A 23,395-nucleotide genomic window follows, 5' to 3' on the forward strand; every position below is an offset into this window, starting at 1 on the left:
TCAGCGCAGCGTCCATAGTACCTGCCCCCTAGGCAGGCGGTCGTCGCGGGCCTCGGCGGCGAAACCTGCCGCAGTTGCCATGTCCTGCATCGCTTTGGGGGTAATGTGGTAGGGCGGACGGTCGGGATGGGTGACAACGCCGTCGCGCTGCCGGGTGGCGCCGGCACCTTCGGGGGCCAGAAACACGGTGACAAGGGCGGCTTTCAGGCACGGAAAGCGCGCCCGCAGCCGGGGCAGCGCCCCGGCCAGCAGCGGCGCGGGCAGATGGGTGAACACACCCCAGGCGATGGCAAAGTCGATCGTGTCGGGGATGGCGGGGTAGGTGAAACCGGCATCCTCGACCAACTGGCCAGGAGGCAGGCGGTTCTTGTCCGCCAGCTCCAGTTCATACCCGCGCTGCATCAGGGCTGCCGACTGGTCGGTGCCCCAGTAATGACCCGGATCAAGATAGGGCACCACCTTGCAGCCCAGCCGGAGCGCGCCGCAGCCGATGTCGAGCAGGCGGTGGTGCGGGCGCAGACCTGCCTCCAGCAGCACGCGTATCTGCGCCTCGCCCGTCTCATCCCAGCGACCGCCGACAATATCGCGGTGCCGCCCGCGCGCCAGTTCGCGGTCGTAAAAGCCGGGGACAAGATAGGGAGAGATGGGATGCGTCATGTCTGGTGGCCAAGGCCGGGGGGCTTCACGCCCCCGGACCCCCCGTGGGATATTTATGCCAATGTGAAAGGGTCAGGGCTTGGCTGCTTTTTGCGCGATGGCCAGCATCAGATCGGTGGCCTTGGCCATGTCTTGCAGGCTGATCCATTCCAGCGGGCCATGGATTTCCTGCATTCCGGTGAACAGGTTGGGGCAGGGCAGGCCCATCTCGGTCAACCGAGAGCCGTCAGTGCCGCCCCGGATCGGGACGGAGACCGGATCAAGCCCGATGGCGCGGGCGGCGTCGCGCGCCAGATCGACCGGCGTCATGTCTTTTTCCAGCCAATAGCGCATGTTGCGGTATTGTGGCCTGATCGCGCAGGATATTTCGGCGCGCGGCTCTCCGGTTTGCAGGGCGGCACAGGCGGCGCGCAGGATGTCGCCCTTTTGTTGCAGCCCATCCAGTTCAAAATCGCGGAGGATGAATTTCAGCACCATTTCCGACGAGCCCCCGGTCATGTCGGTGCAATGCAGAAAGCCCTCGCGACCTTCGGTCACCTCTGGCTGCATCGTTGACTGCGGCAGGGCCGACAGCAGTTTGGCGGCAAGCGTGGTGGCGTTGACCATCTTGCCTTTGGCAAGGCCGGGGTGGATCGAGACACCCTTGATGGTGACCACCGCGCCATCGGCGGAAAAGGTTTCATACTCAATCTCGCCCACCGCGCCGCCATCGAACGTATAGGCAAAATCGGTGGCAAGGTCGGCAGGCAGGCGTTTGTCAACGCCGCGACCGATCTCCTCATCCGGGGTGAAGGCGATGCGGATCGTCGGGCGGGGCGCGTCCGAGGCCAGAAGCTGGCGCGCCGCCGTCATGATCACCGCGATCCCTGCCTTGTCATCGGCCCCCAGAAGCGTGAGGCCAGAGGCCGTCACGATGTCATGGCCCAGCTTTTCTGCCAGATGGGGTGAGGTTTCCGGGCTGAGGGTCAGCGCCGGATTGTCAGGATAGCTGATCGGGCCGCCGTTATAGCCCCGGATCACGCGGGGTTTGACCCCGGTCGCGTTGAACTGCGGCGCGGTATCCATATGGGCCAGAAACCCCACCACCGGGCCAGGGGCGGTGCCGGGCAGGGTGGCGATGACGGTGCCATACTCGGTCAGCTGGACATCGCTGGCGCCGATCTCGGCCAGTTCCTGCACCAGCAGATTGGCCATGTTCAACTGAATCGCGGTTGAGGGAGAGGTCGGGCTGTCCTCATCGCTTTGGCTATCGATGGCGCAATAGCGTGTCAGGCGCGATTCGAGTTCGGCGATGATTTGGGCGCTGTCGGTCATGTCTGCTCTCCTGCCGCTGGATGTGGCGGCAGGCATGGGGCGAAGTCAACTGCCCCTCACTCCTTCTTGCGGGCCTCGGCGGCGGCCTTCATGCGAGCCAGAAGTTCGGCCTTGGCATCGGGTTTCGCGGTTGGCGCACCCTTGAGTGTGGCGCGTTTCGGGCGCGGGGCGAATTTTGCAGCGGCTGCGCTGCCGGATTTGGAATAGTCCATCTGGGCCTCCTGTTGCCGATGGGATGCCCCAATCGCGCCCCATGGGCAAGGGGGATGCGCATCGGTTGCGAAAGTGCCGTGAAACACCCGTGGCGAAGGCCCGTGAAACGGGGCCGGAAATAGACTTGTAAAAACGGCGATTTTGACCTATTTAGAGGCGGCTACGTTCTTCACTATCGACCTGTCTCCTTCTGGCTTCAGTTTTCGATTGCGGACTGACTGGCCTGGCCATCGCAATTGTGCGGGTGGCATTTATAGGAGATCTCACGATGGCCAACGGCACCGTGAAATGGTTCAACGCTACCAAGGGTTACGGCTTCATCGCCCCTGAGGGTGGCAAGCGCGACGTGTTCCTGCACATCTCGGCGATCGAACGCGCCGGTCTGACCGCCCCCAAGGACGGCCAGGCTGTGACCTTCGACATCGAATCGGGCCGTGATGGTCGCGAGTCGGCTGTGAACCTGAAGTTCGCATAAGCGAATTCGCCCCCACAGGGCAGGAAAGGCGGCCTTCGGGCCGCCTTTTTGTTTTTGCAGCGCGTGATACCTGCTGCCAACAAAAAACGCGCACCCCTTTCGAGATGCGCGTTCCATTCTGCCGTAGGATGCGTGCCTGGCACGCACCGCTGTTAGGCCAGCGACGGATCGATAGCCTTGCAGGCGGCAACCAATCCCTTCACCGCGTCGATCGACTTGTCCAGCATCGCTTGCTCATCAGCGTTCAGCTTGATGTCCACGACACGCTCAACACCACCGGCGCCCAGAATCGTCGGCACGCCGACATACATGCCCTTCAGACCATAGGCGCCATCGACATAGGCGGCGCAGGGCAGCAGGCGCTTTTGGTCCTTGAGGTAGGCTTCCGCCATTTCAATCGCCGAAGCGGCGGGCGCGTAGAAGGCCGAGCCGGTTTTAAGCAGGCCAACGATTTCCGCGCCGCCATCGCGGGTGCGCTGCACGATCGCGTCCAGCTTTTCCTGTGTCGTCCAGCCCATCTGCACCAGATCGGGCAGGGGGATACCGGCGACGGTGGAATAACGGGTCAGCGGCACCATCGTGTCGCCGTGGCCGCCCAGAACGAAGGCGGTCACGTCCTTCATCGAGACGTTGAATTCCACCGACAGGAAATGACGGAAGCGGCCCGCATCCAGCACGCCCGCCATGCCGACAACCTTGTTTGCGGGCAGGCCCGAGAATTGTTGCAGCGCCCAGACCATCGCATCCAGCGGGTTGGTGATGCAGATCACAAAGGCGTTCGGCGCGTGCTGCTTGATGCCTTCGCCGACCGACTTCATCACTTTCAGGTTGATGCCCAGCAGGTCATCGCGGCTCATCCCCGGTTTGCGCGGCACACCGGCGGTGACGATGCAGACATCGGCCCCCGCGATATCTTCGTAGCTGTTGGCGCCGCGCAGCGTGGCGTCAAAGCCTTCGACCGGGCCGGATTGCGCGATATCCAGCGATTTGCCCTGCGGGGTTCCTTCGGCGATATCAAAGAGGATCACGTCCCCCAGTTCCTTGATCGCTGCAAGATGGGCGAGTGTGCCGCCGATCTGGCCAGCGCCGATAAGCGCAATCTTCGGTCGTGCCATGGCTGGAATCCCCTTTGGGTCTGGTGACTGACGCGGGGTTCGTAAGCCCAAACTTGCCCGTCGCGCAAGCCTTCGCGTCTGCGGCAATGGGGGTGGGATTGCTCAATCTGCCGGTTTTGCGCTAACACCTGCCGCAAACCGGGGGGCGGACCATGGGCGGATGGGAATTCTGGGTGGTCGCTGTCGTTGCTGCGGTGATGACCGGCATGGGCAAGGGCGGGCTGCCGATTGTGGGCGCGCTGGTCGTTCCGCTGCTGTCTCTGGTGATCAGCCCGGTGGTGGCGGCGGGGTTGATGCTGCCAGTCTATGTCGTGTCCGACTGGTTTGGCCTCTACGCCTATCGCAAAGAGTTTGACCGCCGCGTGCTGGCCATCGCCATTGTCGGGCTGACCATCGGGGTCGCGGTCGGTTGGGCGACGGCCAGCGTGGTTCCTGAATTCTGGGTGACGGCGCTGGTCGGGCTGATTTCGGTCGCCTTTGCACTCAACCAACTTTTGCGCCGCCCTGCGGTCGAGGAACCAAAGCGGGCCGAGGTGGGGCCGGGGCTGGCGTGGTGCACAGTGGCCGGATTTACCAGTTTTGTCAGCCACACCGGCGGACCGCCCTATCAAGTCTGGACGCTGCCCTTGGGCATGCGCAAGGCCGCTTTCGCAGGCACGTCCACCATTGCCTTCGCCTATGCCAATGCGATCAAGCTGATCCCGTATTTCTTTCTGGGGCAGATCAACCTGCACAGTCTGGAACTGGCGGCGGTTCTGATGCCGGTGGCGGCGGCGGCGGTCTTCCTGGGGGTCTGGCTGGTCAAAGTCTTGCCGGAAAAGCTGTTTTTCCGCGTTGTCACCTGGTCCTTGCTGATCATCGGGGCGCAACTGGTCTACAAGGGGCTGTCTGCCGCGCTGGGCTAAGGCTGGGGCAGGGCGCCCGAAAGAACCCTGCCCACTCTAGCGTCGTCAAACCCGGTCAATGCCCTTCTTGACCGCATCGGCCGCTGATTTCACGGCGTCTTTGGCCTTGCCCACCAGTTGTTGGGCCTCGCCCTTGGTTTCCTGAACCTCGCCCTCGCTGCGCAGGCGCTCGTTTCCGGTTGCCTTGCCGATGGCTTGTTTGGCATTGCCTACGGCTTCGTTGGCCAGACCCTTGATCTTGTCGGTGGTGCTGCTCATCACGAACTCCTTCGTTTGCGGGCGGAACGGCCCGTCGGGGCCGATGCACGGGCACGGCCCTTGGGCCACTGCGGTGTGCATGTTCAAAAGGTGGGGCGGGTCGGGGCAAGATCAACCGCGCGGCGGGCGTGGGCCGGAAACCGGCGGAGTTTTGCGAAAAGGGCCGTATTTGCCTGCCGCTTGCCGCCGATACCCGGCGAACAAGCTTGACGATCAGGGCAGCCGCTGGATCAGCGCCGGCAAAGGCCAGGGGGCGGCATGTGCCACAGGCCAAAGCGCGCCGCCCCAGCCCGCCTGCATTACAAAAATCACGCCCACCAGACCAAGCGACAGGGCAAAATGCGATTTTTCCATGGGGCCTCCGATGTGTTTTGCCGGGGCAGGTTGCCGCTGTCCGGGTAACGGCGGGTTAATGGCCCGCTCATTCTGCGGTGCAGAAACTTTATCCTTGCCGAAAATGCCAAAATGCGCAGTCTGTGCGCAAGAAAATTGCCCGGAGAGAATCATGTCCTCGCGCCCCTATCGCTCTGTCCTCTACATCCCCGGCTCTAAAGAGCGGGCCTTGGAAAAGGCGATGGGGCTGGCCGCCGATGCGATCATCTTCGATCTGGAGGATGCCGTATCCCCCGAGGAAAAGCCCGCCGCGCGCGCGCTGTTGGCCCGCGTGCTGACCGACTGGGATTTTGGCCCCCGCGCGCGGATTGTGCGGATCAATGGCTTTGATACCGAATGGGGCCGCGCCGATGCCGATGCGATCAGCACGGCGATTGCCGGGGGCGCAAAGGTGGATGCGGTGCTGATCCCCAAGGTCAACAGCGCCGCCGATCTGGACGCCGTGGCAGAACGGGTGCCGGGTGCCGACCTTTGGGCGATGATGGAAACCGCGCTGGGCATGCTGAACGCCGCCGAGATTGCCGCCCACCCCCGCCTGAAGGGTATGGTGATGGGCACCAACGATCTGGCCAAGGAACTGGGCAGCCGGTTCCGCACAGACCGTCTGGCCATGCAGGCGGGTCTTGGCCTGTGCCTGCTGGCCGCGCGCGCCCATGGCAAGGTGATCGTCGATGGCGTCTATAACGCCTTCAAGGACGAAGAGGGTCTGCGCGCCGAATGCGAACAGGGCCGCGACATGGGGTTTGACGGCAAGACGCTGATCCACCCCGCCCAGCTTGACATTGCAAACGCCGCCTTTGCCCCCAGCCCAGCAGAACTGGATCTGGCCCATCGCCAGATTGCCGCCTATGCCGAGGCCAAGGCCGCCGGGCAAGGTGTGGCCGTGGTCGACGGCAAAATCGTGGAAAATCTGCACATCGTCACCGCGAATGCCCTGATTGCGAAGGCACAGGCTATTGCGGCGCTGGCTGGCTGACGGCAACCTAGGGCCAGTTCACATCGTCGGAGCATATGATGCCTGTCCTGATCCTTGGCCTCTTGTTGTGGGTGCTGGCCCACACGTTCAAGCGCATGGCGCCCGGGTTGCGCGCCCGCATGGGCGATGCCGGAAAAGGGCTGGTCGCCGCCCTGATCCTACTGGGCGTGCTGCTGATGGTGATCGGGTACCGCCAGACCGACTTTATCCCGATCTACAATCCATTCCCCGGCGCGGGTCACCTGAACAACACGCTGATGCTGATCAGTGTTTTTCTGTTCGGCGTCGGCGGCACCAAGGGCACGCTTTACACCCGGATGCGCCATCCGATGCTGTGGGGAACCGTGGTCTGGGCGGTGGCTCATCTGCTGGTGAACGGGGATCTCGCCTCGATCGTGCTGTTCGGCTGCCTTGCCATCTGGGCTTTCATTGAGATGTCGCTGATCAACGGGGCAGGCCCTTGGCTGCGCCCGGTGCATGGCCGTGGCCTGAAGGGCGATGCGATGAACCTTGTGGGCACGGTCGTGATCATCGGGGTTGCCGCGCTGATCCACCAGTGGCTGGGCCACCCGGTGTTTCTGGGGAACTACTGATGAAACTCTATCGCTTTTTGTCGGATGATGACACCTCGGCCTTTTGCCACAAGGTGTCGCTGGCGCTGTCCAAGGGGTGGGAGCTGCACGGCAGCCCGACTTATGGGTTTGATGCCGTGCGCGGAGTGATGCGCTGCGGGCAGGCGGTGGTGAAAGAGGTTCCGGGCAGCTATGCGCCCGATCTGAAACTGGGTGAGCAATAATCCGGGCCGATGGCCCGGAGCGGGGGACGAATGAAGACCAATCCGGGCCGTTTCTTTGAAGATTACCGCATTGGCGAGGTGATCGCCCATGCCGTTCCGCGCACGGTTTCGGGCGGCGAGCGGGCGCTGTATCACGCGCTTTATCCCGCACGCGGGGCGCTTTATTCGTCAGATGAATTCGCCCGCGCCAGTGGCCTGCCCGCCAGCCCGCTGGATGATCTGATCGCGTTTCATGTCGTCTTCGGCAAGACGGTGCCCGACATTTCGCTGAATGCGGTTGCGAACCTTGGCTATGCCGAGGGGCGCTGGCTGGCACCGGTTTACCCCGGCGATACGCTGCGGTCGGAAAGCGAAGTGATCGGGCTGAAGGAAAACTCCAACGGCAAATCGGGGGTGGTCTATGTCCGCACCACCGGGCGCAACCAGCACGGGACGCCGGTTCTGGACTATGTGCGCTGGGTCATGGTGCGCAAGAACCGTGAAACCGCAGCCCCCGACCCGGTTGTTCCAAAACTGCAAGCCGTGGTGTCGCCTGAGGCGCTGGTGTTCCCCGCCGGGTTGGATTTCTCCAACTATGATTTTGCCTTGGCCGGTGAGCCGCACCGCTGGGGCGACTATGCGGTCGGCGAAAAGATCGACCATGTTGATGGTGTGACCGTGGAAGAGGCCGAGCATATGCTGGCCACCCGCCTGTGGCAGAACACCGCCAAGGTGCATTTCGACGCCACCTTCCGCGAGGATGGACGGCGGCTGATCTATGGCGGCCACGTCATTTCCATGGCGCGGGCGCTGTCGTTCAACGGGCTTGCCAATGCGCAGATGATCGTCGCGCTGAACGGCGGGGCCCACGCCAACCCCTGCTTTGCCGGTGATACCGTCCGGGCCTGGTCCGAGGTGCTGGACAAGGCAGAAACTGCCGCCCCCGGCGTGGGGGCCATCCGGCTGCGACTGGTCGCGGTGAAATCCGGCGCAGCCCCCTTTGCCTTGCGCGACGAGGCGGGCAAGTATCTGCCAGAGGTACTGCTGGATCTGGATTACTGGGCCTTGATGCCGCTTTAGGGGCGGGGTTGCATACGAAACCTGCCGCGCAGGGGCGGAAAGGGGATTCATATCCGCTGCCAGTTGTGATTCATTACCTCAAAACGACTAATTGAGGTAACGAGCATGTCTTTTCGCCCCCTCGCGGTTCTGGCCGCGTTGTCTTGTGCTGGCGCGGCGCAAGCCCAAGGTTTCAACATCGAGGCCGGCGGCACGCTGATCTATTCCTTCAACCGCGATCACTCGCCATTGTCGCCCGAACTGCCTCGCCCCGATGGCGCGCGTGCTGACACCAAGGATGGCAATGCACTGGAAGGGGCAGCCTATATCGAGGCACAATTCGGCGGCCTTTACGGCGGTCTGCGTGGCTTTGTCGCGCGCGAGACCGATATCAGCCGTGCCGATCTGTATCTGGGATATCGCGGCCAGACGGGGCAGGGCTTTACCTACGATGTCAGCTATACCCAGTTTTACTATCCCAAATCCGGGGGCGATTGCTGTGGCCAGTTGGGGCTGGATGTCGGTGTGCCGATCGGCGCGCGGGGCACGGGCAAGGTTGATCTGGCGCTCAGCCCGGCGGATTCCGAATTTTCGGCCGCTGTCGGGCTGGATTATGCGGTAACCGACCAACTGTCGGTCGGGGTGGATTATGGCGTTTATGATTTTGACATAAGCTCGACCGAACGCAAATGGGAGCTGGGCGCCGATTACGCCGTGAATGACCGGGTCAAGACTGGCGTCGCCTGGCATGACGGGTCTTCACAAGACGGTTTTCTGGCCGTATCGGTCGATTTCAAGACATCGCTTCTGTCGCGCTGAGTCAGGTTAATTTGTGATCACGCGCGAAAATTCCGTGATCACAAACCTGAAAAAATCGCACTGATAGCGGAAACAGGCTGCATCTGCGGCATCGTCGGGCGTGACATGCGCGAATTTCGCGCTATTCAGGAACCGGAACAGCCGAAAGGCGCTGGGGCAACCGGCCCCGCGCGCCCAGCCAAAAGGGATGCGACATGGCTAACGTCAAGCGGGTCGAACGGCCCCTTTCCCCGCATTTGCAAATCTACCGCCCCCAACTGACCTCTTTCACCTCTATCCTGACGCGGATCACCGGCAACGGGCTGATCGTGGGGGTCATTCTGGCGGTGTGGTGGCTGCTGGCAGCGGCGACCAGCCCCGAATATTTCGCAGTGGCCAACGCGGTCTGCACCTCGTGGTTCGGCGATCTGGTGTTTGCGGCCTCGGCCTGGGCGGTGTGGTATCACTATCTGGCGGGCCTGCGGCACCTCTACTTTGATGCCGGCCACGGGCTGGACGTGCCCACGGCGGAAAAGCTGGGCTGGGGCATCATCATCGGGTCGGTCGTGCTGACCGTCCTGACCATTCTTATCGTCTGATGGGGGCCGACATGCGTTACCTGACCGCCCGCAAGCGCGCCGAAGGCAAAGGTGCCGCCCATACCGGGACCGAGCATCACTGGCACATGACCGTGACCGCCGTCGCGCTGGCCTTTCTGGTGCCGACCTGGCTTTATGTCTTCGGCCACGCGCTGGGCCAGCCCTATGAGGCGGTGCGCGCCACCTTTGCCCGGCCGTTTCCCGCCATTCTGACCGCGCTGATCCTGATCGTCGGCATGCGCCATTTCGCCATGGGCGCGCAGATGATGATTGAGGATTACGCCCGTGGCACCGCCCGCAAGATGGCGGTGATCTTCGTCTATTCGCTGTCCGCCGTGGTCGTGGCGACGGGCCTGTTCGCCCTGATCAAGATCGCTCTCTGAGGTTCGATGATGACCCAAGCCTATCCTTATGAAACCCACGATTATGATGTGGTGGTGGTTGGTGCCGGTGGCGCGGGCCTGCGTGCGACACTGGGCATGGCCGAACAAGGGCTGCGCACCGCTTGCGTGACCAAGGTGTTCCCGACGCGCAGCCATACCGTGGCAGCCCAAGGCGGCATTGCCGCCAGCCTTGGCAACATGGGGCCTGATAGCTGGCAGTGGCACCTTTACGATACGGTGAAAGGGTCTGACTGGCTGGGCGACACCGACGCGATGGAATACCTTGCGCGCGAAGCACCCAAGGCGGTGTACGAGCTGGAACATTACGGCGTTCCCTTCAGCCGCACCGATGAAGGCAAGATTTACCAGCGCCCCTTTGGCGGCCACACCACCGAATATGGCGAAGGCCCGCCCGTGCAGCGCACCTGTGCCGCTGCCGACCGCACCGGCCACGCCATTCTGCACACGCTTTACGGCCAGTCGCTGAAGGAAAAGGCGGAGTTCTACATCGAATTCTTCGCGCTGGACCTGATCATCACCGATGGTCGCTGCACCGGCGTTGTCTGCTGGAAGCTGGACGACGGCACGATCCATGTGTTCAACGCCAAGATGGTGGTGCTGGCGACTGGCGGTTATGGCCGGGCCTATTTCAGCGCCACCTCGGCCCATACCTGCACCGGCGACGGCGGCGGCATGGCGGCGCGGGCGGGCCTTGCGCTGCAAGATATGGAATTCGTGCAGTTCCACCCGACCGGCATCTACGGCTCTGGCTGCCTGATCACCGAAGGCGCGCGGGGCGAGGGCGGATACCTCACCAACTCGAACGGTGAGCGGTTCATGGAACGCTATGCGCCCACCTATAAGGATCTGGCGTCGCGCGATGTGGTCAGCCGCTGCATGACCATCGAAATCCGCGAAGGGCGCGGGGTTGGTCCGAACAAGGACCATATCCACCTGCACCTGAACCACCTGCCCAAGGAAACGCTGGACCTGCGTCTGCCCGGCATCAGCGAATCCGCCCGCATCTTTGCAGGCGTCGATCTGACCAAGGAGCCGATCCCGGTTCTGCCCACCGTTCACTATAACATGGGCGGCATTCCAACGAACTATTGGGGCGAGGTGCTGGCCCCCACGCCGGAAAACCCCGATGCGATCTTCCCCGGCCTGATGGCCGTGGGTGAGGCGGGCTGTGCCTCGGTCCATGGTGCGAACCGCCTTGGGTCGAACAGCCTGATCGACCTTGTGGTCTTTGGCCGTGCTGCCGCGATCAAGGCACGCGAGGTGGTTGACCCTAAATCCGCCACCCCACCGACCAACAAGGTCGAGGTTGACCGCGCCCTGTCACGGCTTGACGGCTTGCGCAACGCCAACGGCGCCATCCCGACCGCCGACCTGCGGCTGGAAATGCAGCGCACCATGCAGGCCGATGCGGCGGTGTTCCGCACCGACAAGACGCTGGCCGAAGGCGTTGAAAAGATGGGCAAGGTGGCCGCCAAGATGGCCGACATCAAGGTGACCGACCGCAGCCTGGTCTGGAACAGCGACCTGATGGAGACGCTGGAGCTGACCAACCTGATGCCCAACGCCCTTGCCACCATTGTCGCGGCCGAGGCGCGGAAGGAATCGCGCGGCGCCCATGCGCATGAAGACTGGCCAAACCGTGACGATGTGAACTGGCGTAAGCACAGTCTTGCCAAGGTGGAAGACACCAAGGTGACACTTGCCTTCCGTCCGGTGCATCTTGAACCCCTGACGAAATACGAGGACGGCGGGATCGACCCCAAGAAGATCGCGCCGAAAGCTCGGGTTTATTAAGGGAACCCCAAAATGCGCGCAGCCCTGATCCTGTCCAGCCTTGTTGCCCTTGCCGCCTGCGACCCGCAGGCCATGGTGGATAAGGTGGGCCAACGCACCGCCGAAACGGTGGTGCGGCCTGTGGTGGGCGATTATCTGGCGGGCGCGCAGGCCGATACAGCGACGCGCTGCATTGTTGAGAATGCCGGGGGCGAAGACCTGAAACTGTTGTCGCGCGATGTCGCGGTCGAGGCGGGCAGCGACACGGTGGCCAATGTGCTGCGTATTGCCGCCCAACCCAATACCGCCGCCTGCTTTGCCCGTTCGGGCATTCCGCCGCTGCCAAGGGGGTAAGGGATGCGTCGCCTGACCCTGCTGTTGCTGCTGGCGGCCTGTGGCCCCGTTTCGGTCGAACAGGCCGAGAAATCCTGCATGGAGCGCGCCAAGCTGGCCGCGCATCCGCGTGGCGAGGTGGCACTGGGCGTCGGATCGGGCGGGCGGCATTACGGTGCCGTCGATATTACCATTTCGTCCGACTATCTGGCCGGGCGCGACCCTTCGGGTGTTTTCAACACCTGTGTGAAACAACGATCAGGGCAGATGCCCAACCGCCCGCTTTACGAACAACCCGACTGGCGGCCCTAAGGTCGCCCCGATCCGCCCGCCCATCCGAAAAAGGCAAGCCACATGGTCCAGTTCACGCTTCCCAAGAACTCGAAAATCCGCACCGGCAAGACCTGGCCGCGGCCTGAGGGCAAGAACGTGCGCAAGTTCCAGATTTACCGCTGGAACCCTGATGACGGGAAAAACCCGCAGGTCGATACCTATTTCCTGGATATGGACAAATGCGGCCCGATGGTTCTGGACGCGCTGATCAAGATCAAGAACGAGATCGACCCGACGCTGACCTTTCGCCGGTCCTGCCGCGAAGGCATCTGCGGAAGTTGTGCGATGAACATCGACGGCATCAACACGCTGGCCTGCATCTATGGGCTGGATGAGGTGAAGGGCGATGTGAAGATCTATCCGCTGCCGCATATGCCGGTGGTGAAAGACCTGATCCCTGACCTGACGCATTTCTATGCCCAGCATGCCAGCATCATGCCCTGGCTTGAAACCAAGACCAACACGCCGCAAAAGGAATGGCGCCAGTCGATCGAGGATCGCAAGAAACTGGACGGCCTTTATGAATGCGTGATGTGCGCCTCTTGCAGCACCTCTTGCCCGTCCTATTGGTGGAACGGCGACAAATACCTGGGACCGGCCGCCCTGCTGCACGCCTATCGCTGGATCATCGACAGCCGCGATGAGGCGACGGGCGAGCGGTTGGACAACCTTGAAGACCCCTTCAAGCTGTATCGTTGCCACACGATCATGAACTGCGCCAAGACCTGCCCAAAGGGGCTGAACCCGGCCAAGGCGATTTCGGAAATCAAGAAGATGATGGTGGATCGGGTGGTCTGATCGGGCGGACATGGTCTGTCCATTTCCCTTCCCTCGCAACCAAGGGGGAGGGTGCGGCTTGTGGCGGCGAGTGCCCGAATAAGTTTAGTGTTGTCCTTTGGTGCGATTTTGGGGGACCGATCCGGGGCTTAACCCAGCGTTCGCAGGGCCTCTTGCGTGGCGGTGTCGAACTGATCCATGCCTTCGGTCGTGGTGTGAACCGCATCGACCAAAGCACCAAGCGTGACCTTTTCAGCGTCGCTGAACGGGCCGGAACTACGGGTCAGGCCAGAGATCGTCCGGCTGGTTGCCGGGCCTGTTGAATAGGTCCAGCCATGCAGCAGCCCATGTGCCTTGGCATCGGCAAGCACGCCTTCCGGGTCTTCGGCGGCCAGATCGGGCCAGTCGATGCCGCCACTATGGGTCAGGCCCCAGCGCACCACGGGGTCAAACAGCATATAACCCTTTTCGCTGTAACGCTCGATCCACTCCTGACTGTAGCTGCGATACAGCAGGCTGGGCCGGGTATAGCGGATATGTATGGCGAGTGCGAAGCCGCTGTCACAACTTGCGCGCAACTGCGCAATCAGTTGCGCCATCTTGTCTATGATTTGTCGGCCGTCGGCCATGTCACATCTCTTCGGGTGGGTTGTGTTGACCGGGCGTTACGGGCACAAGGGTCTGGTAGAGGCTACGGCCAGATACAGGGAACAGCAACCGTCTTGACGCGATGAGTTTTCTGCAATCCGTAAAGGACCAGATCGACCTGATCGCACCATCGGGTTTCTATGTTGCATTGCGCGTTGGTTTTTCCTTTCCCGAAGCGGAAGAAAACCACCTGCCGGACCCTTGGGTCGAATATTACACCGCCGAGGGTTTTGTGGTCGATGACCCGTCCTTGCGCTGGGTTTACCGCAATGCCGGGGCCATTCGAACCTCTGCCATTGACCTGCCAGATCCGCGCCATGTGCGCGCACATGCCCGGGTGTTCGGGCTGGGGTTTGGCGCGGTGGTGTCGGTCACGGCCAAGGGCGATGCCGGGCGGCGCAGCTATGGACTGTTCTTCCGCGATGATCGCGATTTCACCGAGACCGAGTTGGAGGCGCTGTTGCGCATTCTGACCGGGCTGCATTCGGGCCGCGACGAAGACCCCGGCCTGACCCATGCCGAGGTTGAGGCGCTGCGTATGCAGGCGCAGGGGTTGCGGCTGAAACAGATCGCCGGGTTGCTGAACATTTCGGAAAGTGCGGTCAAGGCGCGGCTGAACAACGCCAAGCGCAAACTGGGTGCCAAAACCCTTTCGCAGGCCGCATCGCTGGCGGCGCAGCGTCGACTGCTCTGAAAGTTGGTAAATGGGAAACGGAGAGTTTCCTGAAATCAATACCTTAAGCGTGTGAAACGTCAGGAAGTTCAACCTAAAGCGTAATAGTGTGCCCTTGACAAAGAATTTGCCAAGGAGCGGACCATGCACAACGTGACGTTCGATTTTTCGACCCTGCATCGTCACGGCACCGCCTTTTGGCAGTTCCTTGAACTGCGCAAGAAGGTGTTCGTCGATGACCTCGGGTGGGATATTCCCCACAATGACGAGGTGGAGATGGACCAGTATGACACGCCTCTGGCGCAGTATTCGCTGGTGATGATGGATGGCAAGGTGGTGGGCGGCGCGCGCGCCATGGCCACCACGGCAAGCTGGGGCAGCCACACCTACATGCTGCGCGATGCCTGGTCGGGCAAGCTGCCGCATATCCCTGCGCATGTGATGAGCGTCGAGATCGCCTCGTCCGCCATCTGGGAATGCACGCGGCTGGTGATTTCCGACGCGCTAACCGCGCAGGCCGACCGCGCGCAATGTCTGGAGCTGATCGTGGACGGGCTGGTCGAAACCGCACGCGCGGCAGGGGCGAGCCAGATGATCTGCCTGTCATCGCTGGCGCTGATGCGGGCGCTGCGGCTGCTTGGCTATGACGTCAAACGTCTGGGCGAGACCTATCGCAACGGCGAGGATGGGCGCGCCTATGCGGTTCTGGTGATGCCCGCCGAATATTCACGCAGCCGCAAGCGGCGGTGTCAGCCGATTCCCTTTGGCGCGCGCGAACGCCGGGTGGGCGCGCTGGCCTGACGGGGCCTTTCCCGTCGCGAGATTGCGTGGCAGGAAGGGGCATGGTTCTGCTTTTGCCTTTGCTGCTGGTCGGCGTCTTTGCCTATATGTGGTTTGATCGGCGGGGCAGCACCCTGACGCGCGATTGCCTGTGGCGGGTGGATCGCAGCCTTGGCCCCGATCAATGGCGCTGTGCCGCCTGCGGGGCGACTTGTCAGGTTGCGCAAGGCAAAGAGCCGCGCCACTGTCTGCGCCCAAGCTCGCCCCCAAGCTAGAAAGTAGCCGATGAAGCCTGATCACCCGGATCATATGCCGCCCGCCGATGCCGTCGCCCGCCGGGCCATTCCTCCGGTGATCTGTTATCCGGTCTCAAGCCTGCCGCGCCCGGATATGGCCCCTTATCGCACTGCACGCGATGGCTGGGCCAAGATGGCAGAAGTGTTGGTGCCCGCCCGCGATGCACGCTGTTTCGATGTGCCCGCCGGCCATTTCTTTCGAATCACCAGTGTTGATGGCCCGCAGGTCGGTGACCTGAACCTGTGGAACGCCGCAGACCTGACAGAGCGGTTTTTCTCGGGCAAGACCCGCGCCCTGCACGGCACGCATCTGAGCACGGGCGATCAGATGTGGTCGAACCTGCCATATATGCGGGCCTTGGCGACGATCACCGATGATACGCTGGACTGGTATGGGTTCGATGAGTTCGGCGGCTCGGTTCATGATGTGATCGGCACGCGCTGCGATCCCTATACCCACAACCTGTTGTCGCACGGCGGGCAGTATCACCAATGCTGCCATTCCAACCTGACCCGCGCGCTGGCCACCCGCACCGGCCTGCCGCTGCCGGTCTGCGAGACGCATGTGCATGATGTGCTGAATGTCTTTATGTGCACCGGCTTTACGCGCGACACGGGGCAGTATTTCATGAAGGCAAGCCCGGTGCGGCCCGGTGATTACATTGAATTCTTTGCCGATGTCGATCTGCTGGGCGCGCTGTCGGCCTGTCCCGGCGGGGATTGTTCGTCTGAACATTCGTCAGATCAAGCGGCCTGCCATCCCTTGCTGGTCGAAGTCTTTCGCCCCAAGGCCCCGCCTGCGGGCTGGCAGCCGTCGCCCGCAAATGGCTATGACCGGACGCATGGCCTGTGACGGAAGGGGGGCTTTCCGCCCCCCAACGGCGCGTGCCGCGCCTGCCCCCCCGAGGATATTTGGGCCAATGTGAAATCAGCAATAGCGTTCGATGGCCAGCAACTGGTGATCGCCATAGCGGTCGCCTTCGGCCCAGCCGGGGGGCAGCAGGCGGTCGATTTCTGCCCAATCCTCTGGCGTGAAACGGATCTCTGCCGCCTGCACCCATTGCCGCAGATTCTGGGCATACCGGGTGCCGGGAATGGGGATCAGGTGGTCGCCCTGTTGCAAAACCCAAGCCAGGGCGGCGGCGGGGGTAGACCAGCCGCGTTCGGCGGCAAATGCGCGGAACGCAGTTAGTTTCGCAAGATTGGCCGAAAAGTTTGGCTCGGAAAACCGGGGGTTGGTGCCGCGAAAGCCATCTTCGGGCCGGGCAATCGGTGCATCGCCCAGCATCCCGCGCGCCAGCGGCGAGAAGGGGATGAAGGCAATACCCAGCGCCTTGCAGGTCTGGATCACGCCCAGTTCGGGGGCCCGTGTCCACAGCGAGTATTCGTTCTGCACCGCCGTGACGGGGTGCAGCGCATGGGCGGCGCGGATCGTATAGGGGGCCACTTCCGACAGGCCATAGCCGCCGATCTTGCCCTCTTCAATCAGGCGCGACAGGGTGCCCACCACCTCCGCCAGCGGGCGGGACTGTTCGCGGCGGTGGATGTAGAACAGCTCCACATGATCGCGGCCAAGGCGTTTCAGCGACGCCTCAAGCTCGGCCCGCAGATGGGCTTCGGAATTGTCGATCCGGCGGTCAGGGCCGGCGACAAAGCTGGCCTTGGTGGCAATCGTGACCTGCGGCTTGCGGCTGGCCAGCCATGTGCCGATCACTGTTTCGCTGATGCCCATGCCATAGATGTTGGCGGTGTCGATAAAGTCGATGCCAGTCTCCAGCATGGCATCAAGGCAGGATAAGCTTTCGCCTTCATCCGTCGCGCCGAAGATGCCGCCGAATGACATGGCGCCCAGACCGATGGCGGAAACCATCGGCCCGGTCGCGCCCAGTTTGCGGTACTGCATGATGCGTCCTTTTCGTGGGGGGAGGGCAATAGACCCCCGCGAATCGGATGTTTCAAGGGTGCATGTGGTGCAGGCCGGTAAATTTCTGCCGCAGCGCAGCGGTGCGCGGCGCAACGGCGGTTGGATCGTTGCCGCGGAGGCCTTCGACAATCAGATCGGCCAAAGCAGGCACATTGGCAACCGTCACCCCGCGCCGCACCAGTTCCGGCGTGCCGATGCGCAGACCGTTCAGGTCGCCCGCGACCTCGGCAATCGGCAGGCCGATGCCGCAAGCCAGAAAGCCCGCCTTGCGCAGTGTTTTCGATGCCGCCTGACCGCCGCCAAAGGCTGCGGCCTCAATCGCGAACTGGTGGCTTTGCGTCATGCCCCGGCCAGCGCCAAACACCGGCAGGCCGCGCTGGGCCAGCGCACCAGCCAACGCTTGCGCCAGATCCACCATCGCCTGCGCGTAACCAGCGCCAAAGTCGCGCCAATCCAGCAGGCTGATCGCCAGAGCCGCTGATTTTGCCGCGTCGAAATTCGCCGTCATGCCGGGAAAGGCGATGTGATCCAGCGCCTCGGCAATATCCGCCTCATTGGTCACGATCAGGCCGCTCGCTGGGCCGCCAAGGGATTTATAGGTGCTCATCGTCATCAGATGCGCCCCTTCGGCCAAGGGGTTGGCCCAGACGCCGCCCGCGATGATGCCGCATTGGTGTGCGGCGTCGAACAGCACCTTGGCGCCCACGGCATCGGCAATTGCGCGGACCTCGCGCACCGGATGGGGGAACAGGTTCAGGCTACCGCCAACGGTGATGACCTTGGGCCGTACCCGCCCTGCCAGTTCGGCCAGCGCCGGAATGTCGATGGTATAGCCATCGGCATTGATCGGGGCGCTGTGCGTGGTCAACCCATACAGCCCCGCCACCCCTGCCTTGTGATGCGTCACATGCCCGCCAATCGACGGGGGCGGCGCAATGATGGCATCGCCCGGTTTGGTCAGCGACATGAAGCCATAAAGGTTAGCCAAAGCCCCTGAACCCACACGAATCTCGGCATATTTTGCTCCGAACACCTCGGCGGCGAGTTCGGCGGCGATCACTTCGATTTCCTCAATCGCCTCCAGCCCCATCTCATATTTGTCGCCCGGATAGCCAAGGCTGGGGCGGCTGCCCAGACCACGGGCCAGCGCCGCCTCGGCGCGCGGGTTCATGATGTTGGTGGCGGGGTTCAGGTTGAAGCAATCGTGGTCGTGGATGTCGGTGTTGCGCAGGATCAGCGCCTCGATCCGGTCGGCGACTTGGGCCGAGGGGGCGGCGGTTTTCGCGGCAAGCTCTTGGATATAGGTTTCGCAGGCGGCGGGCACCCAGGGGCGGGGGGCGAGGTGAGGCATGGCGATCTCCTTTTGCCAGATCATGCGGGGCAGGGGACTTGCGGGCAAATCAGATTTCTGGAAATCTAGGGTTAGGAAATCTAAGTCATGTCAGTTGCGCCACCTCGCCCCAAAGACCTTGCGCTGAATGCCTTGCGGGCATTCGAAGCCGCTGCCCGGCTGGGCGGGTTTGCAGCCGCGGCTGTTGAGCTGGGTGTGACGCCCGGCGCGGTCACGGCGCATGTGAAGGCGCTGGAGGATCGGCTGGGGGCGGCGCTATTTGCCCGCAGCGCCAAGGGGGTGGAACTGACGACGCTGGGTGCGCGCGTTTTGCCCGGCTTTACCGAGGCGTTCGATGCGCTGGGGCTGGCGCAACATCACCTTCGGTCCGAAGCAGCCCCCCGTGCCGTTCACATCGCCACCCTGCCCGCCATTGCGCAACTGTGGCTGTCGCCCCGTCTGCCTGCCTTGCGGGCGGCGATGCCCGAGGTTGCGATCTCTATCACCGCGATGGAGGTGCCGCCCAACCTGAAACGCGCGCCTTATGACCTGAGCCTCTTTCCCGGCGACCAAGGGCAGGTGGTGGCCGAGGATTGGCTGTTCCCGGTTTGCGCGCCTGCCTTGGCCAACCGGCTGGCCCGGCCCGAGGATTTGAACACGCTGCCCTGCCTGATTGATCTGGCATGGGCCGGGGATTGGCAGCTTTGGTCGGCGCAGGCCATGCCCGGCAAGCCCTTTGCCCCGCGCGGGCCGGTCTTTTCGCTTTATGCGCTGGCAGTGGAAGAGGCGGCGAATGGTGCTGGGGTGCTGATGGCGCACGGGGCTTTGGTGGCGGGGCATTTGCAACGCGGCACGCTGGTGGCCCCGCTGTCGCAGCGGGTAAAGCTGCCACAGGCGCTGCGGTTGTGGTCGGCCCGGTCGCTCCGTGCCGGGCATCCGGTGGGCCGGGTGGCCCGAGCGCTGGGCGCTAGCTGAAGGCCGCCTCCAGCGCCACTTCGACCATCGCGCCGAAACTGGTTTCGCGCTGGTCGGCGGGTAGGGCCTCCTGCGTCAGCAGGTGGTCGGAAATGGTCAGCACCGCCAGCGCGCGACGACCATGGCGGGCAGCAAGGTGATACAGTTCCGCCGCCTCCATTTCCACGCACAGACAACCATGGCGCTGTAGTTGTTCATTCAGATCGGGGCGTTCGTCATAGAAGGTATCTGAGGAATAGATGCCGCCCACATGCACCGGCACACCGATGCTTTGCGCCGCCTTGTGCGCCGCTGTCAGCAGGCCAAAATCGGCAACGGGGGCAAAGTGCAATTCCCGAAACATGGCCTGTGACGGGCTTCCAAGGGTCGAGGCCGCCTGCGCCAATACCACATCGCGCACCTTGACATGGGGCTGCATCGCCCCCGCCGACCCGATGCGGATCAGGGTTTGCGCGCCATAGTCGCGGATCAGTTCGTTGGCATAGATCGACAGCGATGGCATGCCCATACCGCTGCCGTGAATGGTCACGCGGTGCCCGCGCCAGGTGCCGGTATAGCCCAGCATGCCCCGCACCTCGTTCACCAGAACCGGGTTCTCCAGATACTTTTGCGCCGCCCAGCGGGCGCGGTATGGGTCGCCCGGCAACAGGACGGTTTCGGCAATCTCGCCGGGTTTCGCACCGATGTGGAATGTCATGTGGCCCTCATGCTTTTCGCAAGGCTAGCGTCTTGGTGACGCACAAGGAAGGGGCGGGGTTGCGCTTGGTGGCGCGGATGCGTATCCGCGTCCTGTCAAGCAAGGAGCGTCCCATGGCCGACGATGATTACGTCTATGACGAGGCCACCGGCGAATGGCGTCCGGCCGCTGAACTTGCAGCCGAGGCTGTGCGCAAGGTCGTGGATGCCGCCGGCAATCCGCTGGCCGACGGCGATTCCGTTACGCTGATCAAGGATCTCAAGGTCAAGGGCACCTCGACCACGCTGAAGCAGGGCACCGTCATCCGGTCGATCCGCCTGACCGACAGCGATGAGGAAATCGACTGCCGCCACGATACGATCAAAGGGTTGGTCTTGCGGACAGAGTTCGTCCGCAAGCGGTGACCCTTCAGGCGGCGGCTTTTGCGGCTATTTGCGTGAAATCTGCCGCGTTCGGGCAAAAGCCTGCATCGCGCGGGCGCGACAACTCGCCTCGTTCCAGCACCAGCGCGCAGGCCCCGCGATGTTCGCAGTGGCCGCAGGTGTGCAGCATGTCGATCAGGTGGCCGTGGTCCTGGCGCAGCGCGGTTTCATCGACGCCAAAGATTGCGGCCATGGCCGTCACCCGCTTGTCGAGGTCATGCGGCATGCGCACGAACTCTTCCAACTGCGCGCGCGACAGGCCGATGTCATCAAGGTCGCGGTCGCTCATCGCATCGACCTCGCGGATTTCGTCCCAGCGGTGAATAAGTGCCTTGATCCGTTCAAACATTTGCGCCTCCTGTGCGATGGCGCAAGGAATGGCACAGATGTGCGCAGGCACTTTGATCTGGCGCAAACCGCCGCTGCTGATCAGGCCGCTTTTGACGAGATTTCGTCAACGATGCGGGCAATATCCAGCATGATGCGGTTCAGCTCAAAATCCTTGGGCGTATAGACCGCCGCCACCCCCATCGCGCGCAGGGCGCGGGCGTCCTCTTCGGGGATGATGCCGCCGACGATCACCGGGGTGTCGGCCTGCCCGGTGGCGCGCATCCGCTCCATCACCTCGGCAATCAGGGGCAGGTGGCTGCCCGACAGGATCGACAGGCCGACGACATGGGCGTTTTCCTCGGCTGCGCGCGCGACGATTTCCGATGGCGTCAGGCGGATGCCCTCATAGGTGATGTCCATGCCCACATCGCGGGCACGGGCGGCGATTTGTTCGGCGCCGTTGGAATGGCCGTCCAGCCCCGGTTTTCCGACAAGGAATTTCAGGCGACGGCCCAACTTGGTGGAAACGGCATCGACCGCTTCGCGGATCGATTCCAGCCCCTCGGTACGGTTCGATGGGTTGCGTGACACGCCCGTGGGGGCCCGGTATTCGCCAAAGGCGGCACGAACGACCGCGCCCCACTCGCCGGTGGTGGCGCCCGCCTTGGCGGCGGCGATCGAGGGCGGCATGATGTTGCTGCCGGTTTGCGCCGCCTGCCGCACGGCCTCCAATGCCGCCTGCACCTTGGCATTGTCACGGGTGCTGCGCCACGCCTTCAGCCGCGCGATCTGGTCGGCCTCGGCCGCCTCATCCACCACCATGATTGCGCCATCGCCTGCGGTCAGCGGTGAGGGCGCGGCCTCGGTCCAGCGGTTGACGCCGACGACCACGGTTTCCTTTGCCTCAATCCGGGCGATGCGCTCGGCATTCGACTCGACCAGACGGCCCTTCATATAGTCGATGGCGGCCACCGCGCCGCCCATCGCGTCGATCTGCGCCAGTTCGGCGCGGGCCCCTTCCTTCAACGCCGTAACCTTGGCGTCCACCACCGGGTTGCCGTCGAACAGGTCGCCATATTCCAGAAGGTCGGTCTCATAGGCGAGGATCTGCTGCATCCGCAGCGACCATTGCTGATCCCATGGACGCGGCAGGCCAAGCGCCTCGTTCCACGCAGGCAGTTGCACGGCCCGCGCCCGGGCCTTTTTCGACAGGGTGACGGCCAGCGTTTCCAAGAGGATGCGGTAGACGTTGTTTTCCGGCTGCTGCTCGGTCAGGCCAAGGCTGTTCACCTGCACGCCATAGCGGAAGCGGCGATACTTGGCGTCGGTGACGCCATAGCGTTCCAGCAGCAACTCATCCCACAGATCGACAAAGGCGCGCATCTTGCACATCTCGGTCACGAAGCGGATGCCCGCGTTCACGAAGAACGAAATCCGCCCGACCATATTGGGGAAATCTTCCGCCGCCACCTTGCCCTTCAGGTCATCCAGTACGGCGCAGGCGGTGGCAAGGGCAAAGGCCAGCTCCTGTTCCGGCGTCGCCCCCGCCTCTTGCAGGTGATAGGAACACACGTTCATCGGGTTCCATTTCGGCAGGTTCTTTTGCGTATAGGCCGCGATATCGGCGATCATCCGAAGGCTGGGCTTGGGCGGACAGATATAGGTGCCGCGGCTTAGGTATTCCTTGATGATGTCGTTCTGAACGGTGCCTTGCAGGGCGGCCACATCGGCCCCCTGTTCCTCGGCCACCGCGATATACAGCGACAACAGCCACGGCGCCGTGGCGTTGATCGTCATAGAGGTGTTCATCTGCTCCAGCGGAATATCCGCGAACAGCGCCCGCATGTCGCCCAGATGGCTGATGGGAACGCCGACCTTGCCGACCTCGCCACGCGCCAGTTCGTGGTCACTATCATAGCCGGTCTGGGTAGGCAGGTCGAAGGCCACGGACAGCCCGGTCTGTCCCTTGGCAAGGTTGTTGCGATACAGCGCGTTCGAGGCCGATGCGGTCGAATGGCCCGCATAGGTGCGGAACAGCCACGGGGTTTCCTTCTGCGCCTGCATCACCGGCCCTCCTGAATCTTGTCGGCAAGATTATTTCGTCAGGTGCCAGATAGGCGACATTTTCCGCCGTTGTCAATCGCTGCGCTGCGGCGTGGGCGT

General features: G+C 63.0%; 31 protein-coding genes. 19 read left to right on the top strand and 12 right to left on the bottom strand.

The features are described from left to right. The 3 genes from JI744_RS17015 to JI744_RS17025 form a co-directional block, all read right to left on the bottom strand. On the bottom strand, positions 1-657 hold the full coding sequence (locus tag JI744_RS17015; protein WP_202662377.1) for a class I SAM-dependent methyltransferase: 657 nt from the start codon (positions 655-657) through the stop codon (positions 1-3). A 72-nt stretch (positions 658-729) separates the two neighbouring features. Then, the gene (gene pepT, locus JI744_RS17020; protein WP_202662378.1) at positions 730-1,971 is read right to left on the bottom strand and encodes a peptidase T; all 1,242 of its coding nucleotides are present in this window, start codon (positions 1,969-1,971) and stop codon (positions 730-732) included. Positions 1,972-2,027: 56 nt separating this feature from the next. After that, complete coding sequence (locus tag JI744_RS17025) at positions 2,028-2,183, bottom strand: hypothetical protein (RefSeq protein ID WP_202662379.1); 156 nt, start codon at positions 2,181-2,183, stop codon at positions 2,028-2,030. A gap of 269 nt (positions 2,184-2,452) precedes the next feature. On the opposite strand from JI744_RS17025, the gene JI744_RS17030 reads away from it, so the two are divergent. After that, positions 2,453-2,659, top strand: a complete 207-nt coding sequence (locus JI744_RS17030) for a cold-shock protein (protein ID WP_202662380.1) — start codon at positions 2,453-2,455, stop codon at positions 2,657-2,659. A 152-nt stretch (positions 2,660-2,811) separates the two neighbouring features. On the opposite strand, the gene mdh is transcribed toward JI744_RS17030, so the two are convergent. Further along, positions 2,812-3,774, bottom strand: coding sequence for a malate dehydrogenase (gene mdh / locus JI744_RS17035; protein ID WP_202662381.1), 963 nt, complete (start codon positions 3,772-3,774; stop codon positions 2,812-2,814). Between the two features lie 152 nt (positions 3,775-3,926). Between mdh and JI744_RS17040 the strand changes: the two genes are divergently transcribed. After that, positions 3,927-4,679 carry a sulfite exporter TauE/SafE family protein gene (locus JI744_RS17040; protein WP_202662382.1) on the top strand — a complete coding sequence of 251 codons (753 nt, stop codon included), beginning with the start codon at positions 3,927-3,929 and terminating at the stop codon, positions 4,677-4,679. Positions 4,680-4,724: 45 nt separating this feature from the next. Here the strand turns inward: JI744_RS17040 and JI744_RS17045 are convergent, their stop codons facing one another. Together JI744_RS17045 and JI744_RS17050 are read right to left on the bottom strand one after the other, a co-directional pair. Continuing rightward, positions 4,725-4,937 carry a CsbD family protein gene (locus JI744_RS17045; RefSeq protein WP_202662383.1) on the bottom strand — a complete coding sequence of 71 codons (213 nt, stop codon included), beginning with the start codon at positions 4,935-4,937 and terminating at the stop codon, positions 4,725-4,727. 213 nt (positions 4,938-5,150) lie between these two features. Beyond that, positions 5,151-5,291 carry a hypothetical protein gene (locus JI744_RS17050; RefSeq protein WP_202662384.1) on the bottom strand — a complete coding sequence of 47 codons (141 nt, stop codon included), beginning with the start codon at positions 5,289-5,291 and terminating at the stop codon, positions 5,151-5,153. A gap of 151 nt (positions 5,292-5,442) precedes the next feature. Between JI744_RS17050 and JI744_RS17055 the strand changes: the two genes are divergently transcribed. The 11 genes from JI744_RS17055 to JI744_RS17105 all read left to right on the top strand — a co-directional run bounded on the left by JI744_RS17055 (position 5,443) and on the right by JI744_RS17105 (position 13,178). After that, on the top strand, positions 5,443-6,306 hold the full coding sequence (locus tag JI744_RS17055; RefSeq protein ID WP_202662385.1) for an HpcH/HpaI aldolase/citrate lyase family protein: 864 nt from the start codon (positions 5,443-5,445) through the stop codon (positions 6,304-6,306). 38 nt (positions 6,307-6,344) lie between these two features. Next, on the top strand, positions 6,345-6,899 hold the full coding sequence (locus JI744_RS17060) for an NnrU family protein (protein WP_202662386.1): 555 nt from the start codon (positions 6,345-6,347) through the stop codon (positions 6,897-6,899). Next, positions 6,899-7,102 (top strand): DUF1737 domain-containing protein, encoded by a 204-nt coding sequence (locus tag JI744_RS17065; RefSeq protein WP_202662387.1) that lies wholly within the window; start codon positions 6,899-6,901, stop codon positions 7,100-7,102. The genes JI744_RS17060 and JI744_RS17065 overlap by 1 nt, the downstream gene beginning before the upstream one ends. A 30-nt stretch (positions 7,103-7,132) precedes the next feature. Continuing rightward, positions 7,133-8,161: a MaoC family dehydratase gene (locus JI744_RS17070; RefSeq protein ID WP_202662388.1), complete on the top strand. Its 1,029-nt coding sequence runs from the start codon at positions 7,133-7,135 to the stop codon at positions 8,159-8,161. 105 nt (positions 8,162-8,266) lie between these two features. Beyond that, the gene (locus tag JI744_RS17075; protein ID WP_202662389.1) at positions 8,267-8,959 is read left to right on the top strand and encodes an outer membrane beta-barrel protein; all 693 of its coding nucleotides are present in this window, start codon (positions 8,267-8,269) and stop codon (positions 8,957-8,959) included. Positions 8,960-9,153: 194 nt separating this feature from the next. Then, the gene (gene sdhC, locus JI744_RS17080) at positions 9,154-9,537 is read left to right on the top strand and encodes a succinate dehydrogenase, cytochrome b556 subunit (RefSeq protein ID WP_202662390.1); all 384 of its coding nucleotides are present in this window, start codon (positions 9,154-9,156) and stop codon (positions 9,535-9,537) included. Between the two features lie 11 nt (positions 9,538-9,548). Continuing rightward, entirely contained in the window at positions 9,549-9,920 is a 372-nt protein-coding gene (gene sdhD / locus JI744_RS17085) for a succinate dehydrogenase, hydrophobic membrane anchor protein (RefSeq protein ID WP_202662391.1), read from the top strand. 9 nt (positions 9,921-9,929) lie between these two features. Beyond that, the gene (gene sdhA, locus JI744_RS17090) at positions 9,930-11,735 is read left to right on the top strand and encodes a succinate dehydrogenase flavoprotein subunit (RefSeq protein WP_202662392.1); all 1,806 of its coding nucleotides are present in this window, start codon (positions 9,930-9,932) and stop codon (positions 11,733-11,735) included. Between the two features lie 12 nt (positions 11,736-11,747). Then, positions 11,748-12,068, top strand: a complete 321-nt coding sequence (locus JI744_RS17095; protein WP_202662393.1) for a hypothetical protein — start codon at positions 11,748-11,750, stop codon at positions 12,066-12,068. 3 nt (positions 12,069-12,071) lie between these two features. Further along, positions 12,072-12,359 (top strand): hypothetical protein, encoded by a 288-nt coding sequence (locus JI744_RS17100; protein WP_202662394.1) that lies wholly within the window; start codon positions 12,072-12,074, stop codon positions 12,357-12,359. A 42-nt stretch (positions 12,360-12,401) separates the two neighbouring features. Then, on the top strand, positions 12,402-13,178 hold the full coding sequence (locus tag JI744_RS17105; RefSeq protein WP_202662395.1) for a succinate dehydrogenase iron-sulfur subunit: 777 nt from the start codon (positions 12,402-12,404) through the stop codon (positions 13,176-13,178). Positions 13,179-13,306: 128 nt separating this feature from the next. Here the strand turns inward: JI744_RS17105 and JI744_RS17110 are convergent, their stop codons facing one another. Further along, positions 13,307-13,786 carry an autoinducer binding domain-containing protein gene (locus tag JI744_RS17110; RefSeq protein ID WP_202662396.1) on the bottom strand — a complete coding sequence of 160 codons (480 nt, stop codon included), beginning with the start codon at positions 13,784-13,786 and terminating at the stop codon, positions 13,307-13,309. A gap of 101 nt (positions 13,787-13,887) precedes the next feature. On the opposite strand from JI744_RS17110, the gene JI744_RS17115 reads away from it, so the two are divergent. The 4 genes from JI744_RS17115 to JI744_RS17130 all read left to right on the top strand — a co-directional run bounded on the left by JI744_RS17115 (position 13,888) and on the right by JI744_RS17130 (position 16,407). Next, on the top strand, positions 13,888-14,499 hold the full coding sequence (locus tag JI744_RS17115) for a helix-turn-helix transcriptional regulator (RefSeq protein WP_202662397.1): 612 nt from the start codon (positions 13,888-13,890) through the stop codon (positions 14,497-14,499). Positions 14,500-14,622: 123 nt separating this feature from the next. Next, positions 14,623-15,279 carry an acyl-homoserine-lactone synthase gene (locus tag JI744_RS17120; protein ID WP_202662398.1) on the top strand — a complete coding sequence of 219 codons (657 nt, stop codon included), beginning with the start codon at positions 14,623-14,625 and terminating at the stop codon, positions 15,277-15,279. Positions 15,280-15,320: 41 nt separating this feature from the next. Continuing rightward, positions 15,321-15,533, top strand: a complete 213-nt coding sequence (locus JI744_RS17125) for a hypothetical protein (RefSeq protein ID WP_202662399.1) — start codon at positions 15,321-15,323, stop codon at positions 15,531-15,533. 10 nt (positions 15,534-15,543) lie between these two features. Then, on the top strand, positions 15,544-16,407 hold the full coding sequence (locus tag JI744_RS17130; RefSeq protein WP_202662400.1) for an urea carboxylase-associated family protein: 864 nt from the start codon (positions 15,544-15,546) through the stop codon (positions 16,405-16,407). A 75-nt stretch (positions 16,408-16,482) separates the two neighbouring features. Here JI744_RS17130 and JI744_RS17135 read toward each other — a convergent pair whose 3' ends face one another. Together JI744_RS17135 and JI744_RS17140 are read right to left on the bottom strand one after the other, a co-directional pair. Beyond that, a complete protein-coding gene (locus tag JI744_RS17135; protein ID WP_202662401.1) occupies positions 16,483-17,457 on the bottom strand; it encodes an aldo/keto reductase in 975 nt (324 codons plus the stop codon). Positions 17,458-17,509: 52 nt separating this feature from the next. Further along, positions 17,510-18,829: a serine hydroxymethyltransferase gene (locus JI744_RS17140; RefSeq protein WP_202662402.1), complete on the bottom strand. Its 1,320-nt coding sequence runs from the start codon at positions 18,827-18,829 to the stop codon at positions 17,510-17,512. Positions 18,830-18,916: 87 nt separating this feature from the next. Between JI744_RS17140 and JI744_RS17145 the strand changes: the two genes are divergently transcribed. Continuing rightward, the gene (locus JI744_RS17145) at positions 18,917-19,783 is read left to right on the top strand and encodes a LysR family transcriptional regulator (protein ID WP_202662403.1); all 867 of its coding nucleotides are present in this window, start codon (positions 18,917-18,919) and stop codon (positions 19,781-19,783) included. Here the strand turns inward: JI744_RS17145 and deoD are convergent. Continuing rightward, on the bottom strand, positions 19,776-20,480 hold the full coding sequence (gene deoD, locus JI744_RS17150; protein ID WP_202662404.1) for a purine-nucleoside phosphorylase: 705 nt from the start codon (positions 20,478-20,480) through the stop codon (positions 19,776-19,778). The genes JI744_RS17145 and deoD overlap by 8 nt on opposite strands. Positions 20,481-20,593: 113 nt before the next feature. Between deoD and JI744_RS17155 the strand changes: the two genes are divergently transcribed. Continuing rightward, the gene (locus JI744_RS17155) at positions 20,594-20,884 is read left to right on the top strand and encodes an alkylphosphonate utilization protein (protein WP_202662405.1); all 291 of its coding nucleotides are present in this window, start codon (positions 20,594-20,596) and stop codon (positions 20,882-20,884) included. Positions 20,885-20,888: 4 nt separating this feature from the next. On the opposite strand, the gene JI744_RS17160 is transcribed toward JI744_RS17155, so the two are convergent. Both JI744_RS17160 and JI744_RS17165 read right to left on the bottom strand, forming a co-directional pair. Next, a complete protein-coding gene (locus JI744_RS17160) occupies positions 20,889-21,251 on the bottom strand; it encodes a DUF1127 domain-containing protein (protein ID WP_202662406.1) in 363 nt (120 codons plus the stop codon). Positions 21,252-21,331: 80 nt separating this feature from the next. Further along, entirely contained in the window at positions 21,332-23,296 is a 1,965-nt protein-coding gene (locus tag JI744_RS17165) for a protein meaA (protein ID WP_202662407.1), read from the bottom strand. Positions 23,297-23,395 lie beyond the last annotated feature (99 nt).

The organism is Fuscibacter oryzae (assembly GCF_016765795.1).
Lineage (GTDB): Bacteria > Pseudomonadota > Alphaproteobacteria > Rhodobacterales > Rhodobacteraceae > Fuscibacter > Fuscibacter oryzae.